This window comes from Yersinia intermedia (assembly GCF_900635455.1).
In the GTDB taxonomy this organism is placed as follows: Bacteria; Pseudomonadota; Gammaproteobacteria; order Enterobacterales; family Enterobacteriaceae; genus Yersinia; species Yersinia intermedia.
The window spans coordinates 3,525,992-3,543,338 of the sequence record NZ_LR134116.1; the positions used below are offsets into that span (position 1 = coordinate 3,525,992).

Below are 17,347 nucleotides of genomic sequence, written 5' to 3' on the forward strand. Positions count from 1 at the left end.
GCCGTCTACATTTAGGCTCAATAGATTTCAAAATGCGGGAAACGGCCTGAAAGAGGGCCAGGTTCAGTCACACTTTGCCACAATCATCATAATATCACTGGTAAATGAACCATCAGGTTGGATCTCATAATGCTTAATTACACCATCAGATGCTGATTTTTGTAGCTCACGGATCGCGATAGCAAAATATTGCGGAGTACGCATTCTGGCAATCCAGCTACTGAACTCCAAATACAACCGATCCGTGGTGACTTCATTTATCACTAATCCGGCATCAGTTACTCGCGCCAACCATTCACCAGGAGAGTAATTTCGTACATGTGAGGTATCACGTAACACTTCCACGGTCTGCAAATAAATATCCAGCACAGGATGACCGGGGGAAACCACATCCATAAAGATTACCTTTCCACCGGGGCGTAATACACGTTTAACTTCTCGCAACGCTTGGCCGACATCGTGCCAATGATGAGCAGAATAACGGCTGATAACAATATCAAAACTTTGATCATCAAACGGCAATGACTCTGCTAATCCTTGCTGCACGTCAATGTTAGTCAGCTTTTTATCCATCGCCGCCTGACTGACCACTTGCAGCATTTGTGCTGAAAGATCATAAGAAACCACCGATTTAACGACTGCCGCCGCGGTAAAACTGGCATGTCCGGCACCGCATCCAAGGTCAAGTAAACGGGCATCACTATGAGGTTGCAATAGTGTAGTCAGACGCTGTAAATCTTTGCCTTGAGCATGGACCGCACTGGTCAGATAGGCATTGGCCTGATCGCCAAACTGCCGCTCAACGGCATCTTTATGGCTATTTTGCGTGGTCATTACATCCCCTTTGTGGTTTAACTTTATGATTTACTTTATGTATCTTATTTCCTGCAAAGCGTTAATATGTTTATCTCAAACTAAATCTACTATATACACAAAGTCATTAGAGTTGTAGGCAGGCAGCAAACGCATTCCATAAGATTACGGAATGAGCCTGCGCCGCTAACCTCCTCAGTGCTTCAAATACCAAGGGAATATTATGGTCACACTCAGAGCAATGCATACCGAAGAGCTAAACGACTATCGGAATCTATTTATTACTGAATATGCGCAAGATTTATCAGCTAATAGCGGTTATAGCACCGAGCAAGCATTAGCTCATGCAACGCAAATTTTTGATGGTTACTTACCTGAGGGCGTGAATACTCCCGGCGATCATCTATATTGTATCGAAAATAAGGATAGCGAGAATGATAATAATGCACTGGTGGGCTATTTATGGTTCGGCCAGGCTAGCAATGACAATGCCGCTTTTATTAAAGATTTCTATGTACTGCCGCACCATCAGCGTAAAGGCTATGGTTCCGCGTGTTTACAGGAATTAGAAAAAATACTGGTTGCTCAGGACATATTTGAGATAAAACTGCGGGTCGCTGCGGATAATCCACAAGCTAAAAGATTGTATGAACAAATGGCATTTGTAGTAACAGGATTTAATATGTCCAAATCACTGGCAAGAAAACCATAAGAATAAACAGACGGCTACGGGGCTGAAAGGTAACAAACAAACAGCGCTTGCATTACTGCAAACGAAAAATAGAAGCCTGAACAATCGGACAAACATTTTATCAGGTTGAGGCCTGTAGTGATGATAAAATTGTTGTTCTGATAATTCAGTCTGCTCATGCTGGTAACCAGCGTTAAGGCTTTTTATCCTCGCCCATCTGTTGCAGTTGGTTTTTGTAAGATTTCACTTTCTGGCGCTTCTTCATCCAGATGGAAAACGATACGACAAAAATCCCGCCAGCCAAGGTTAATACACCTAATTCATGCTGATAAAACAGCATCATAACGAAATAGACGGCAGAAATGATTGCCACCCATTTAGCCGAATGACCAATAGAGTTTTTCTCATCAGTCAGACGGCGGATACTCTCTTCTTCGCTAATTCCCATATGCAAACCTCCTTAGTAAGGAGCTTATAATATTGGGGCAGTTGCATGATAATTCAACATATTTTTCAGTTTTTATTTTGTTCAGTCAAGATAGTGCTCGTTGACTATCCCGACTGAATCCATATTCGCTATAAAATAATAATCAGTTCGTATTCACCGCCATCCAGTGCCACTCGCACTCCGTCAGATTGATAGGTGACCATTAAACCATTCAATGTCGCCGAACTGATGCCCTGACAGCGCTGTGCCGGACTTTCAACACGAATAACATACCGCGTGTTGGCCAGACTAACTGTCACCTCAAACCCCGGCCAACTGGCGGGTATGCAAGGATTAATCACCAGTTCCGCGCCTTCACGCCGGATCCCCAAGATACCTTCCATACCCGCACGCTGCATCCAGCCGGCAGAACCGGTATACCACGTCCAGCCGCCGCGCCCAACATGCGGCGCGACCGAATAGACATCGGCGGCTACCACATAGGGTTCAACTTTGTAACGCGCAATTCCCTCAGGGGTTTTGCCATGGTTTATTGGATTAAGCAATGTAAACAGGTCGCGGGCTTTATCCCCTTCCCCCAATTCGGTAAAGGCTAAAATCGCCCACATAGCAGCATGGCTATATTGACCGCCGTTTTCCCGCAAACCTGGAGGATAGCCCTTGATATAACCCGGATCATCTGGCGTTTTGTCAAAAGGTGGTGTGAACAATAATGCCATCCCATCATCGGGGCGAATAAGATGTTGCTCCAGTGACGCCATGGCCTGTACTACTCGTTGCGGATCTGCGGCTCCCGATAGCACCGCCCATGACTGGGCAATCGAGTCAATACGGCACTCCCCGCATACTTTGGAGCCTAGCCAACTGCCATTATCAAAGGTTGCACGGCGATACCAGTCGCCATCCCATGCTTCCCGCTCTAATGCCGCGATTAATCCAGTGAGGTGGCCCTGCCACTGTCTGGCCCGTCGAGGGTCACGCTCGCTGGCCAATGGAATAAACATTTTCAGTGTTGCCACCAATAACCACCCCAACCAGACACTCTCCCCTTTTCCCTCTTCACCAACCCGGTTCATACCGTCATTCCAGTCGCCGGTCCCCATCAGCGGTAAACCAAGCTCTCCAGTCAGTTCAATACATTGCTCCAACCCTTTGGCACAATGGTCAAACAGTGAAGCGCTTTCCTGTGCTACCAGTGGCTGGAAGAAAGCATCGTGTTCACCTGGGCGCAATATCGGCCCTTCGAGGAATGGCACGATTTCATCCAGCACTGCGGTATCGCCGCTTGCAAGGATATAGGTGGCGGTGGCAAAAGAGAGCCAAACCCGGTCATCAGAGATGCGAGTGCGCACCCCCTGCCCAGAGTGAGGCAACCACCAGTGCTGTACATCACCTTCGATAAATTGCCGCCCGGCGGCGCGTAGCAGGTGGTGCCTTGTCGTATCCGGTTGAACAAAGGTCAGCGCCATACCGTCCTGTAATTGATCGCGGAAGCCATAAGCACCACTGGCCTGGTAAAACGCCGACCTGGCCCAAACGCGACATGCCAGCGTTTGATAAAGCAGCCAGCCATTGAGCATGATATCCATCTGCCGATCTGGCGTTTTCACCTGGATCGCCCCCAGCAAGGTACGCCAGTAATCGGTGACGTCAGACAACACCGCATCCAAATTTGCCGCACGGTAGCGTGTAATCAATGTTTGTGCCTCACTCACAGAAGCACACTGACCGATAAACCACACCACCTCTACCTGCTCACCGACTGCCAGTTCAATCGTTTGCTGAAGCGCACTACAGGGATCGAACCCGGCACCGGTTGTACCGGAAAGTGGTATTGTTGCCGTGAGCGCTAGCGGGGCGGTGCTATTCCGGTAATGGCCGAGGAACTCGCTACGGTCGGCAGTCCAGCTATTTTGCTGCCCATTCAAGTCAGCGAAGGAAACTCTGCCAGGGAAGGCGGTACTCCACGGATTTCGTGCCAGCATGGCACCGGTTAGCTCGTCCATCTCGGTAATAATGAATGGCCCAGTCGCGCCACGGGAGGTGGCTAGCACCCATTCAGCATAGGCTGTCACTGAGATACGCCGTGGTTTATTCGACATATTGCGCAGCATCAGGCGGGATATCTTGATAGGGTCGGTCAACGGCACATATTGCACCAGCGCCATGCCAATACCGTTCGCCTGATGCTCAAACCGGCTATAGCCATGACCGTGGCGAGCAATATAAGTGCCACCATCACGGATCGGCTGTGCCGTAGGGCTCCAAAGTAGCCCAGAGTCTTCATCACGCAGATACAGACATTCGCCAGAAGGATCAATAACAGGGTCGTTGAGCCACGGCGTTATCTGGTTTTCTCGGCTATTTTCAGCCCAGGTATAACCGCTACCGGTTGCCGAAACCTGAAAACCGAAGGTCTGATTGGAAATGACATTGATCCAGGGTGCTGGGGTATTTTCCCCATCATTCAGGCAAGTGATATATTCCTGCCCTTGCAGGCCAAACCCACCCAAACCATTAAAGAACTCGAGGTTTTCAGGTAATGGTAACAAGGTTGCCGTTGGCGAATTAGCCGGTTTGGCCAGTGAGAGACTGGCTTTCTTCTCCACTGTTAATAACTTTTTATCCTGCGCTAGCAGGCGTTTATCTGATATGAATAACTTTTTGTCTGAGGCGAACAGTTTTTTATCTGATGGGACAACTTTTTTGTCCAGAGTGAATAACAGGTGGTTGAGCTGATTACCTAATGTGCCATAACGGGCAGATAGCACCACCCGCGCAACCGAGCGTAGCAGTGATCGAGTCTCCACACTCATCAGATCAGCACGTAAGGCATAGGCCGAACCTTGTCGTAGCTGATCACCCAAGTGGGGCCGTGATTGGCTACTACGCACGGCAGTTTCGATGGCGATTTGTAAATCTTGCACATAAGAAGACGCCCGCTCATTGATGATAACCAGATCAACCGCCAAACGTTTCATATGCCAGTATTCATGTGCGCGCAGTAACTGACGCACCTGATCTATGTCTTCGATGTCATCAATGCGCAGCAGAACTATTGGTAAATCACCTGATATTGATTGAGTCCATAAAGTTGATTGGCTCCCAGCACCGCACATGATAGTCGTTGATGGCGAACGGAAGCGGGCATCGGCATACAGAATAGGTGCGGCCAGTTGCTGAAAATCTGCCGCTTCTTCAGCGTTGATTTCCAGATGGCGCAATTGCACCTGTGCCTGGGTCCAGGCCAGTGTTTTAGCGCGGTCATACGCACTGCGGTCACGGTGTTTATCCACCATATCCAGCAAATCTTCTTTCGATGAAGCGATCAGTGTCCAGAAAGAAACGGTGACGGTTTTACCCGCAGGGATCAGTAGGCTCTGGCGCAGTGAGAATATGGGGTCAAGAACCGTTCCCACGGTATTGGATAGGTCTACATCCACCTGCATTGCCTGCGAGGTCGTCACCCGGTTACCGCGACCGATAAACTTGGCACGATCCGATTCATATTGCAGTTCACGCATAGGCAAACCATCGGTAACCAAGAAATGCGCGGCCCAGACTTGCGGTTCTTGTGCGGTTCTTGGCCGCCGCGTTGCAATTAATGCCCCCAATTCCGCCAGATATTCAGTGACCACAAACATTTTGGCAAATGCCGGATGCGCACTGTCTGTTGAGGCCGCAGTGAGTACCACTTCAGCATACGATGTCAGTTCAATCTCCCGCGCACGCCGGCCCGTGTTAAGTAACGAGATCCGTCGTACTTCGCCATCATCTTCGCTGGAAATCAACACATCCATGGTGCTGGTCAGCGTACCGTCGCGGCAGATAAATTCGGCATGATCCTCACCGAAAATCACCTCGCGATGCGCATTATCACTGGCCGCTAATTGCGCCCCGGCAGACCAACTGCGACCACTGCGTAAGTCGCGCAGGAAAATAAAGGAGCCATAATCATCACAAGTAGCATCTTCCCGCCAGCGAGTGACTGCAACATCCAACCACCGGCTGTAACCGGCCCCCGCGCTGGTTAGCATCACGGCATAACGGCCATTGGATAACAGGTGAGTCACTGGTGCACCGGTAACCGGTGAGGACAGGCGACGAACGGTAGGTAATGCACTGTCTGCCAGCGCCGAGAGCAACACTTCCTCGGTGCGAGGATAAGTAATCGCCACATTGCGTGGCATCCGTTCCTGTAACAATAATTCGCAGGCCTGAATCATCGGCTCATGGTGGAAACGGTTGCGCATCCGCCCTTGTAGTAAGGTATTCGCAATGGCAACAATGGTCATCCCCTGATGGTGCGCCATATAGTTGCGTACAATCACCACCTGCTGATTTTCCGGTAAGCGCGAGCGGGTGAAATCCAATGCTTCATAGAAACCATAGCGGCCTAACGCGCCCATCTCCGCCAGTTTTTCATAGTTTTGCAGCGCACCGTGTGGATCAACCATGGCTGCCAGCCCGGTAGCATAAGGCGCGATTACGGTATTTTCTGATAAACCGCGTTTTAACCCCAACCCAGGGACACCGAAGTTAGAATATTGATAAGTAAACTCAATATCACGTGCACTGTACGCTGACTCAGAGATGCCCCAGGGAATATTCAAACTGCGGCCATAGGCCTGTTGCCGTTCAACCACCAGTTGATTAGTTTGTTCCAGCAAACTGCCTGCGGGCGCACGCATCACCAATGATGGCATCAGGTATTCAAACATCGAGCCAGACCATGAAATCAGCGCAGCTCCTTTACCAATGGGGGTTGCCGCTCGTCCCAGACGGAACCAATGGCGGGTAGGTACATCCCCTTTGGCAATAGCAAACAGGCTGGCAAGGCGAGCCTCAGAAGCCAATAAATCGTAGCAACTCGGATCAAGGCTGTTATCCACCAGCGAATAACCAATGGATAACAATTTACGTTCGGGATCGAGTAAGAAGGCAAAATCCATCGTCAGTGCCATATGGCGGGCTTCGGCTGCCAATTTCAGCAACCGATCATTCACCAGCTCTTGCATCTCTTGCGTCAATTGCTGGTCATATTCATGTTCAGCGGCAGCCAGAATCAGTGCTTCAATCCAATAACTTAAGTCAATAAATGCATTATCATCGATAGGACGCGCGACACCATGCACCATCGCGGAGGCTTTTGCCAATAACGACTTCAACGACAGCGGCAACATTTGAGCATCATCCACGCCCTTTAAATCCATACGGATTTGTTCCAACACCGCCCACAACTTACGTTTAAAATCAGCATCACCTGGTGGCAACGCTTTAAAGGAAATTTCAGCCAACAGCAGATTATCCATCAACCCTTTAGCACCGTTAGCTGCTAGCGGCTCTGCCGCCCACTCCTCACAGGTATTGGCCAGCACAATCAAATGCCCGGCCAGGTTACCGCTATCTACGGATGAAACATAAGCCGGTTCCAGCGCCCGTAAATCCTGTGTGCCATACCAGTTAAAGAAATGTCCTCTGAAACGTGCCAGCTTATGAAAGGTTTCAAAGGTTGTTTCCAGTCGAACCAAGGTGCGAAAAGTACCCGCCCAGCCAAAATCACGAGCAGCCACGGTAGAGAGTAAGTACAGGCCCATATTGGTCGGTGAAGTACGGTGCGCTACCACAGGTTTGGGATCTTCCTGAAAGTTATCAGGCGGCAGCATATTTTCATCTGGCGTAACAAAGGTTTCGAAGAAGCGCCAAGTGCGTCGGGCGGTCAGACGCAATTCTGGGATATCTTCAGCCGTGATCGGTTTATGTTGTGCTACCTGATAGAAGCGGCTGGTCCACCAGGCGATGACCGGTGCAAAAAACCATAAAATGGCAAAGGGCAAAATCAGTGGCCAGGCAGCGGGAGAAACCATCAATGCGGTGATAGCCATCAGCCCTCCCCATAGCGTACCGCCTGCCATATGGCGATAAAATCCTGCGACACCGGAGTGGGGTTTACCGGCAGATTGTGCGGCGGTCGTCCACTCCAGTAAATTGCGATGGGTAATAAACAGGCGAATTAACGTACGGCCAATAGCATCAACCATCTGCCAGGCGTGGTCGGCCAGGAAAGTTAATGATAATAACGTCTGACTGCCTGCCCGCTTAGTATCATCGAGTAAAGAACGTAAATGGTTACTCAACCGAATATTCTGAGCCGGCCATAAGGAGAACAAAATTGGCAGAAAAGAGGGCAGCGCAACCAACATGATAACCAGCAGTACCCCAACCCACGCAGCAGGCATGGGGAGCATCCAACTGCAACCCAACAACATCAGTGCAAAGGGGGCGACCAGCGAGCGGCGCAAGTTATCCACCATTTTCCAGCGGCCTAGCAACGGAACATTCTTACTATCTTTACCGTTTTTGACCACCCAACGCAGTAATTGCCAGTCACCCCGCGTCCAGCGATGCTGACGCTTAGTCACTACGTCATAACGGGCGGGTGACTCTTCAACCACTTCAATATCAGAGGCTAATCCGGCCCGGGCAAAAATCCCCTCAAACAGATCATGGCTGAGTAAGGCATTTTCCGGCACCCTGCCTGCCAGCGCGGCTTCAAACGCATCAACATCATAAATACCTTTGCCGGTATAAGAGCCTTCGCCAAACATATCCTGATAAACATCTGAAACTGCGGCGGCGTAAGGGTCCATCCCCCCTGGGCCGGAAAACACCCGTTGGTATAACGATCCCCCTTTCCCCATTGGTAATGCCAGCGTCACCCGTGGCTGAAGGATGCCATAACCATCAGTGATCCGCTGTTTGTCAGCACTGAAACGCGGCTGATTAAGGGGATGTGCCATTTTGCCAATCAAGTGCAAGGCAGCATCGCGAGGAAGACGGGTATCGGCATCCAGCGTAATGACATAGCGCACATCAGTTGGCACCTGTGGCTCACCGGCCGCGGTAGCAATAAATGAGGTGTCCGTTGCACCGCGTAACAGGCGGTTAAGCTCATGCAGCTTACCGCGCTTGCGCTCCCAGCCCATCCAACAGTTTTCATTTTCATTAAACCGCCGCTGACGGTACAGCAACAGGAAACGCGGCCCCGCTGGGCCGGGACCATATTGTTGGTTAAGCCGTGCAATAGCCGCATCAGCCAATGCCAATAACGGACCATCACTTGGGGTAACTTGCTGGTCAGCATCAACCCCATCCAGTAACAGGGCAAAAGTAAGGGAACCGCTAGCCCCGGATAAATGATGGACTTCTAGCTGTTCGACTTGCTCAAGTAAATCGTCTTTACTGGTGAGTAACGTGGGTACCACCACCAATGTACGTAATGCATCAGGCACGCCACCGGCTAATTCCAGCCCAGGTAAAATAGTGGCCCCAAAACTCCAGGTAATAATACGGTTTACCAGAGCTGTCGCTACGTCTGTCGTTGGAATAAATGCGATTAAGGTAAATAATACCAGCCAGCCCACCGCCAGTCCGGGGAAGGAGAGCGCCCACAGCGCCAATGCAAGCAATCCGGCGGTAACCAGAAAAATGGCCCCCATATAACCGCCAACACCAAAGCTGACACTCAAGCGGCTAAACCATAAACGTATTGAAGGACTGAATCTGAGTTGATTCTCCAGTTCACGCCTTCCTGCCCCAATCAAGTGATAACCTGGGTCACGGCAACGTTCGACATTCTCTGGTTCTGCGGTTTCGGCTGTACTCTGCGCAACTTGCAGAGCAAGACCTGCAATTTCAAGTTCAGTGAAGGTGGAACCACGGCATAATTGTTCGATGGCGCTGCGATACAGATTGCGGGTTTGAAAATCCATACTGGCAAAGGTGCTGCCCTGGCGTAAGCATTCATCAACCAGACTCACGCTCTCAAACAAATCAGCCCAATCAATATCCGAGATTAACCGCATACTGGTAATCACATTGCGGACCGAAACATTAGACGAACCCTGCCGTAATTGGGCTCGTTGTACCACTTCACTAATTGATAGCCCTTGTGAGTTAAGGCGATCTTCCAGCCAGCCCAACGCTGGCGTTGTGCGCGGATCCTGATCCCGTAACCGCTTTGCCAGTTGAGAGGCAAATTGTTCAGATAATGGCTCACTGGAGCGCACGGCCATATCGGACTCTAACGCCAATTGGCTATCTCCGGCTTCTAATAAGCGATTCGCCAGCGCCTCGGCATCCGAACGGGCTTTACGTCCTTGTGTTATCTGATCGGCCAGACGACGTAAATTCTCTATCAGCACAATACGCAGAGTAATCGCCACGGCCCAAAGTTCGCCGATAGTCAGCGGTTGAACACGCTGATACGCCATAATAAAACGACACAAAACCTCTGGGTCCAGATGGCTGTCAGTGTGTGCCACAAAAGCCCAGGTAATGCCAAATACGCGTGGATAGCCGGCGAAGGGGCCATCGGCCAGTTTCGGTAATTGGCGGTAATAACCCGGAGGCAAATCATCACGGATCTCGCGAATTTGCTCTTCAACCAGATGATAATTATCCAACAACCACTCAGCCGCAGGAACGACTGCTCGGCCATTCTCCAACTCTGCGGCACTGGCCCGATATGCTGCCAACAAGGTATTGGCGTTATCATCCAGGCGGGCATGCAGAGTAGATACCCGTGGTGGGTGGGTAGTTATCGACTGGGCTTTGGCGAGGCTTTCAGCATGCTCTTCCAAACGCTCCACACTGAATAGTTCTTCTCTTACGGGTGCAGAATCATGCCAGGGGGTCGCTGCGATAGGTGATCCAAAAATAGTTCGTGATCCAAGAATAGCCTTTAGAAATAAGTTCATAGGTACCTTTCTGGTCGGGTGCTCATACAGACTGATGGCAATCTGCATAATGAAAAGTCGGGAATAGCCAGTAAAAGGCGTATCCAAACGGATTGCTCAGGTGAGCTTCCTGAGCCGTGCGAGCCGCGTGATATTGAGCAGAAAACAGCCTTACAGGCAGAATGCTGTCAAAAATGCCGAGTGAAGGTAGAAAGCAAAAGACTGATACGCCACAGCATCCAGTCATAAAAAAGAGGCGAGTAAAGGCTGACGATACGCCATAAACGTACGACAGCAAAAAAGCTGAATAGTATTAACTATAGCCCAAAGGAGAAATTAAGGATCAGGGCATAAAAGGAGAGAAATAAATCAAAAGGTTACATTACTGACAGGTACTGGAATTTAAATACCTGCTGCTTTGCCACTATTACACAGACTGTCAGTAATCACCCCATACTTTTAAAAACTAGAGGTTGTCTTGAAATTTTCGCGCTTTGGCTGTTTGCTGTTTCTCTAACTCAAAAATAGCGCGTTGCAGCCCTTTTTCTTGCATGGGACTTAAGCGAGGGAATTTAAAACTCAAGCGTTGAACGGTGAGGGTTTCACCCTTGTTATTTACGACCTGTTTATCGATGGCACGGATAAATTGCAGATCCAGCTTAAAAACACCAAAGCTACCTAAATCCACTGAGACATCCTGTAAAATACCGCATTCCTGAAGGGGGAACTCACTGCCCTTCACTGCATACAACCCCATGCCACCCAGAGAAATATCACCCAACATATACGAGAATTTACTGCCATCAGAGAATTTGCCAGAACAATAATAGGGAGGCCACTGAGGAATGTTTACCCGAAAATACTCCCGCCGTTGAATGAAGTAAAGCTGCTCAGGAATGGCCGCACTAAAAGCAGGTAATGATAAATATTTTATGCTTTTCAGTTGATTAAAGGTAAATTCAATTTTTGCGCCAGTGGGTTCTGCAATAATAGTCAATTGGTTAGCTGCAAGGGCCAGTGTGTTCTCATGTTCTACACTGCCAAAATCAAAAATAAACTGATTCGTCTCAGGTACCACATCCAGAATACGGCTGATAAATTGTCCACGGGCATGGATAACCATCACTGCGGTATCGTTCTTCTTTAAATCTCGAAGAATTGCACAGATCGCTAATTTATTCGTTTTAACAAAATTCTCTTTAGACGTTTCGCTCACCGACCATTCCCCATCATTAATTTATTGCTCTGGCTACCCAGATTATTTTTAATAAGCATATAAATATCAGGATGTTTATCGGCAGATGTTTGAATTACTTTAATTATTTTTATATAAATATGATCATTTAAACTATATCTCATAGATTTCAAGGTGTAAGAAATCCACATAGGCTTTGAATGGTGGCTATCTCAAAGGCCATCTGCAAGATTAAATGATTGATTAGTGCATTAATCCTTTTGCTTGGTAGATTAATGCACCAGAAGAGATATCAATAACCCTAGCCCGGTAATAAACTCCCCAAACCAATAAACAGCCCGGCAATAGTAGCGCTCATCAGATTAGATAGTGTCGCCGCCAGCAGTGCACGGAATCCTAAGCGCGCAATTTCAGAGGCTCGCTCAGGTGCTACGGCACTGAAAGCACCTACCACTACAGCAATTGAGCCAAAATTGGCAAAACCACACAACGCAAAAGAGATAACGGCAATCGTTTTTACATCTAACGTCGCGATGGTTTCTTTCAGATAAGGAGAGAAACTCAGATAGGCTACAAACTCGTTAATCGCTAATTTCTGGCCGATAAAACCACCCGCCAGTGAAGCATGTTCCCAGGATACGCCCATAATATAAGCCAGAGGCGAGAACACATAGCCAAGGATACTTTCCAGACTGAGGTGTTCGAAACCAAAGATGCCGCCAATTCCGCCAATAATGCCGTTAATTAACGCAATTAATGCAACAAATGCCATCACGACGGTGGCAACCCCAACGGCAATTTTTAACCCCAGCATGGCACCGCTGGCTGCGGCTTCGATAATACTGGCAGGGCGTTTGTCACTGAATGTCATCTCATTGAATTCAACTTTTGACTCTTCTGTCGCCGGGCTGATAATACGCGCAAATAATATCCCGCCAGGGATAGCCATTAACGAAGCAGCCAACAAATATTCAATCGGAACCCCTAACCCTGCATAGCCTACCAACATAGAACCCGCGATGGATGCCATACCGCTACAGATGACGGTAAACAGTTCATTGCTGTTCATCTTATTAATAAAGGGTTTAACGACTGCGGGGATCTCATTCTGACCAAGGAAGATAGTGGTGACGGCGGCAAATGACTCTACTTTACTGATACCGAGTAACTTTTGAAATATAGACCCAAGAATATTAATCAACCATCCCATAATGCCAAGATAGTAAAGAATAGAAATTAATGAAGTGATGAAAATAATGGCCGGCAAAACATGGAAAGCAAAGACAAAACCTGCACCGTCAAATAACTCATTCATTTTTGGGCTAACTAAACCGCCAAAAATAAATGCGCTACCCGCATCACTATACGAAATGACTCTATTCACTGTATTAGCAATAGAAGAGATAAACCACTTCCCAGCAGGAACATAGAGCATGACTGCACCCAATGTTATCTGTAACAATAATGCAGCCCCGACGGTCCGTAATCTTATCTTTCTTTTATTTACTGAAAAAACATAGGCGATAAACAATAAGATGCATATCCCCGCCAAACTACGCAATAAATCCATAAATCCCCCGAAGTACCTCGAAGTTACTATATAGATAGCTCATGCTCGAAAAGGTGCCCCTCGGACAACAAATGTGTCAGGGCACCTCAAAGATATGAGCAAGTATTTTGTAATAAGGACAATATTTAAAGCGTGTTACTGTTCTTTATTAAATAATGCTCTGATATGAGCAGGCAATTTTGGCGGCTAATTGCGCATTATTAAATACCAACTGTATATTAGCGTTTAAACTGTCACCGCCAGTTAATTCAGCCACCCTGGCCAACAGGAATGGTGTACTTTCTTTACCGATAACCCCCTGCTCTTCTGATTCTGTTACTGCTTGATCGATGGCAGCATTGATCATCCCTTCTGATAATGCGTATTGTGGTGGAATGGGGTTGGCGACAACCATTCCTCCGCGCAGGCCCATACTCCATTTGGCGTTCATTGCTGCCGCAATTTGCTCAGCACTGTCTAAGGTAATACTGACCTCAAACGGGCTGGTCCGGCAGAAGAAGGCGGGCAGTGACCGGGTCTGATAACCGATAACTGGCACCCCATTAGTTTCCAGATATTCCATGGTTAGACCTAAGTCCAAAATAGATTTAGCGCCGGCGCAAACCACAGTCACATTAGTTTTCGCCAATTCCTGTAAATCGGCTGAAATATCAAATGTGGTGGCCGCACCACGGTGTACACCACCAATACCACCGGTCGCAAAAACCTTAATCTTCGCCATTTCTGCAATAATCATGGTGGAAGCCACTGTTGTGGCACCATGTTGCCCATTTGCTACTACAAAAGGCAAATCACGGCGACTGACTTTCATAATGCTATGGCCTTCTTTGCCCAGCAATTCTATTTCGTCACGGGATAGACCCGCTTTCATCCGGCCGTTTATAACGGCAATAGTGGCAGGAACGGCTCCATTCTCACGAATTTTCTGCTCTACCAATAACGCTGTTTCTACATTTTGTGGATAAGGCATCCCATGAGAAATAATGGTAGATTCTAATGCGACGACGGCTTTATTTTGCGCCAAAGCCTGTGCAACCTCTGGTGATATATCTAAATAAGATTGTGCCATTGCGTTATTTATCATGGTTGTAATTCCAATAGTTTTTTAACACTGCCATTTGACAGATTGGGGTTATTGGTCAGTTCCGAAGAGAGCGTTAATGCTGAACACCCTTGAGCAAAACGGATACTCTCAGCAAATTCCATATCATCCAGCCAGCAACTTGCTAACCCAGACATCATGGCGTCTCCGGCACCGGTGACATTCACAATGTTAATATTCAGTGGTAATGACCAACCAACCTGGCCGTCAATTTCACTGAAGTAAACGCCCTCTTTGCCCATACTTAATGCCAGACGCTGGACACCTTGCTGATGAAACCATTGTGCTACCGTCGGAATATCATCATGGCTATTAATTTTTATGCCACTGAGTATTTCAGCTTCCAGGCGATTAGGTTTTAACGTGTGAATATGGGATAACCAGTTCTTAATTCTGGGCGCTTTGAAAGCCGAGACAGTATCGACGAATACAGGCACATTACCGGCATTGGTAAATATCCATGAGAGGGCCTCTTCGGTTAAATTACAATCAACGACTAATATTCCAGCGTGTTGAATTATCTCCTTGGTGGTCGCTAATAATGACGGCGTTAGTTTTTCTAATATGCGCATATCATTAATTGCCACTAACATTTCGCCACCGTCATCAAGTAACGAGACATAAGTAGAGGTATTTTCGCCGTGTAAACTGTGGCAATTACTGACATTAACACCGGCGCGTTTAGCTTCATCAATCAGGGTCGCGCCATAAAAATCATCACCCACCACCGAGATGAGATGGCACTCCTTGCCTAATAGCGCGATATTTTCAGCAATATTTCGCCCAACACCGCCTGGGGTGCATTTTATCTTCCCCGGATTAGAATCTTCATAAATGAGCTTGCTGGCTGCATAACCACAAACATCCATATTTACCGAGCCAACCACCACCACATAACTGTGCTCTGATAATATATATCCCTTCCCTTTGATATAACCTTTTTGCATCAGATTCATAATGTGACCCGCAACACCCGAGCGACTAATGCCTAGAATATCGGCAATTTCTTGCTGGGGGATCAATGGATCTCGTCTCAGAAGCTGCAATATTTGTTTTTCTCGGCTGGTCATAATGGACACTTGTTTGTTTTTAAACATGTGCTTGTTTTATTATTTTGCCGAAATAGAGTAAAGCGTATTTTATTACTCTATAGCAAAGTTGAGAGAACGATCGTAAGCGTGTTTTCAAGCAGTTACAGCACTTTTTCTGTGATGCAACTCAAGTTATTCTGATGGGAAAATAAGTGTCAAATAGTGATATTCCGATAAGAAGAATATTCCACTAAAAATAAAGATAGATAATCAAGAGGATAACAATACACGCAGAAGCAACCCAACAAGTGTTTGGTTATCTATTTTTAGGCAGGTAAATTGATGAATAGCCATAAACACGTTACATTGAATAATGATCTATTTCACAATTAAAGACGTATGCTTAACTGGGGGAATTAACCAGAGAGAAAAATAAAACGACATCAGCAGCAGCCAGATGTCGCTTTACTGTTCATATTTCTATCAAACGTAAATCAACTACGCACTAAATCGTCGCCATAGCCAATCCACTTATAGGTTGTCAACGCATCTAACCCCATCGGGCCACGTGCATGAAGTTTTTGCGTACTCACAGCGACCTCGGCCCCCAAACCAAACTGCCCACCATCGGTAAAGCGGGTACTGGCATTGACATAAACCGCCGATGAATCCACCGCGCGGACAAAATGTTCAGCACTACTGAGTGAGCGGGTCAAAATAGCGTCAGAATGGCTGGTACCATGCTCGCGAATATGGTCGATGGCAGCATCAATATCAGTAACGATATCCACGTTCAGATCCAGTGATAGCCATTCATCGTCGTAATCTGCTGCTTCAACGGCCACCACCTTGGCCTTACCTTGCGCCAGATAGGGCAGCGCCTGCGGGCTGGCATGCAGTGTCACGCCAAAGGCATGCATTCGGGTACTGAGTACTGGCAGGAAGCGCTCAGCAATGGCCTGGTGAACCAGCAAAGTTTCTAATGAGTTACATGCACTTGGCCGCTGAATTTTGGCGTTTTCAATCACCAACAACGCTTTCTCAACATCAGCACTTTCATCAACAAAGGTATGGCAAACCCCAATACCACCAGTAATGACCGGAATGGTTGATTGCTCACGGCACAGTTTATGTAAACCCGCGCCACCGCGTGGAATCAACATATCGACATAGCGGTCCATACGCAGTAACTGATTAACCAATTCCCGATCCGGGCTTTCAATCGCCTGCACTGCCGCTGCGGGTAAACCGCATTGCTCCAGCGCCTGTTGGATAACCTTCACTGTTGCCTGATTAGTGTGATGAGTCTCTTTCCCGCCCCGCAAAATCACGGCATTGCCGGTTTTCAAGCAGAGGCTGGCGACATCAATCGTAACGTTAGGTCGGGCTTCATAAATGACACCAATCACCCCCAGAGGCACACGGCGGCGTTCCAGCTTTAAGCCGCTGTCAAGTAGGCTGCCATCAATAACGCGCCCCACAGGGTCATTCAGGCGGCATACCTGACGCACATCATTAGCAATGGCGGCTAAGCGTGCCGGTGTCAATAACAACCGATCGAGCAGTGCTTCGCTCATGCCCGTATCACGTGCAGCCTGCATATCTTGCGCGTTGGCATGCAAAATAGTCTGACTTTCAGATTCCAGCAGGTTGGCTATCACTGCCAATGCCTGATTTTTCTTTGCTGTGCTCAACATCGCCAATTGCCAGGAAGCCTGTTTAGCGGCTTTCCCCATCTGTTCCAGCATGCTCATGCTCG

9 protein-coding genes are annotated in these 17,347 nt (G+C 48.0%); 1 reads left to right on the top strand and 8 read right to left on the bottom strand.

The window, feature by feature from the left end:
* Positions 1 to 63: 63 nt before the first annotated feature.
* Positions 64 to 834: a class I SAM-dependent methyltransferase gene (locus tag EL015_RS16250; protein WP_005189252.1), complete on the bottom strand. Its 771-nt coding sequence runs from the start codon at positions 832 to 834 to the stop codon at positions 64 to 66.
* 202 nt (positions 835 to 1,036) lie between these two features.
* Between EL015_RS16250 and EL015_RS16255 the strand changes: the two genes are divergently transcribed.
* Entirely contained in the window at positions 1,037 to 1,525 is a 489-nt protein-coding gene (locus EL015_RS16255) for a GNAT family N-acetyltransferase (protein ID WP_005189249.1), read from the top strand.
* A gap of 172 nt (positions 1,526 to 1,697) precedes the next feature.
* On the opposite strand, the gene EL015_RS16260 is transcribed toward EL015_RS16255, so the two are convergent.
* The 7 genes from EL015_RS16260 to proA form a co-directional block, all read right to left on the bottom strand.
* Entirely contained in the window at positions 1,698 to 1,952 is a 255-nt protein-coding gene (locus EL015_RS16260) for a hypothetical protein (RefSeq protein WP_005189247.1), read from the bottom strand.
* Positions 1,953 to 2,080: 128 nt separating this feature from the next.
* On the bottom strand, positions 2,081 to 10,711 hold the full coding sequence (locus EL015_RS16265; protein WP_032907137.1) for a GH36-type glycosyl hydrolase domain-containing protein: 8,631 nt from the start codon (positions 10,709 to 10,711) through the stop codon (positions 2,081 to 2,083).
* A 445-nt stretch (positions 10,712 to 11,156) separates the two neighbouring features.
* On the bottom strand, positions 11,157 to 11,906 hold the full coding sequence (locus tag EL015_RS16270; RefSeq protein ID WP_032907123.1) for a flagellar brake protein: 750 nt from the start codon (positions 11,904 to 11,906) through the stop codon (positions 11,157 to 11,159).
* A gap of 280 nt (positions 11,907 to 12,186) precedes the next feature.
* Positions 12,187 to 13,455: a NupC/NupG family nucleoside CNT transporter gene (locus tag EL015_RS16275; protein WP_042569265.1), complete on the bottom strand. Its 1,269-nt coding sequence runs from the start codon at positions 13,453 to 13,455 to the stop codon at positions 12,187 to 12,189.
* Between the two features lie 148 nt (positions 13,456 to 13,603).
* The gene (locus EL015_RS16280; RefSeq protein ID WP_032907119.1) at positions 13,604 to 14,539 is read right to left on the bottom strand and encodes a pseudouridine-5'-phosphate glycosidase; all 936 of its coding nucleotides are present in this window, start codon (positions 14,537 to 14,539) and stop codon (positions 13,604 to 13,606) included.
* Entirely contained in the window at positions 14,536 to 15,627 is a 1,092-nt protein-coding gene (locus EL015_RS16285; protein ID WP_230830779.1) for a PfkB family carbohydrate kinase, read from the bottom strand. Before EL015_RS16285 ends, EL015_RS16280 begins: the two co-directional genes overlap by 4 nt.
* A gap of 455 nt (positions 15,628 to 16,082) precedes the next feature.
* Positions 16,083 to 17,336 (bottom strand): glutamate-5-semialdehyde dehydrogenase, encoded by a 1,254-nt coding sequence (gene proA / locus EL015_RS16290; protein ID WP_032907134.1) that lies wholly within the window; start codon positions 17,334 to 17,336, stop codon positions 16,083 to 16,085.
* Between the last annotated feature and the right edge of the window lie 11 nt (positions 17,337 to 17,347).

Excerpts from the sequence above, each read along its gene's own strand:
- proA (WP_032907134.1), bottom strand. The coding sequence starts at position 17,336 with ATGCTGGAACAGATGGGGAAAGCCGCTAAACAGGCTTCCTGGCAATTG.
- EL015_RS16280 (WP_032907119.1), bottom strand. The coding sequence starts at position 14,539 with ATGATAAATAACGCAATGGCACAATCTTATTTAGATATATCACCAGAG.
- EL015_RS16275 (WP_042569265.1), bottom strand. The coding sequence starts at position 13,455 with ATGGATTTATTGCGTAGTTTGGCGGGGATATGCATCTTATTGTTTATC.
- EL015_RS16260 (WP_005189247.1), bottom strand. The coding sequence starts at position 1,952 with ATGGGAATTAGCGAAGAAGAGAGTATCCGCCGTCTGACTGATGAGAAA.
- EL015_RS16265 (WP_032907137.1), bottom strand. The coding sequence starts at position 10,711 with ATGAACTTATTTCTAAAGGCTATTCTTGGATCACGAACTATTTTTGGA.
- EL015_RS16250 (WP_005189252.1), bottom strand. The coding sequence starts at position 834 with ATGACCACGCAAAATAGCCATAAAGATGCCGTTGAGCGGCAGTTTGGC.
- EL015_RS16255 (WP_005189249.1), top strand. The coding sequence starts at position 1,037 with ATGGTCACACTCAGAGCAATGCATACCGAAGAGCTAAACGACTATCGG.
- EL015_RS16285 (WP_230830779.1), bottom strand. The coding sequence starts at position 15,627 with ATGACCAGCCGAGAAAAACAAATATTGCAGCTTCTGAGACGAGATCCA.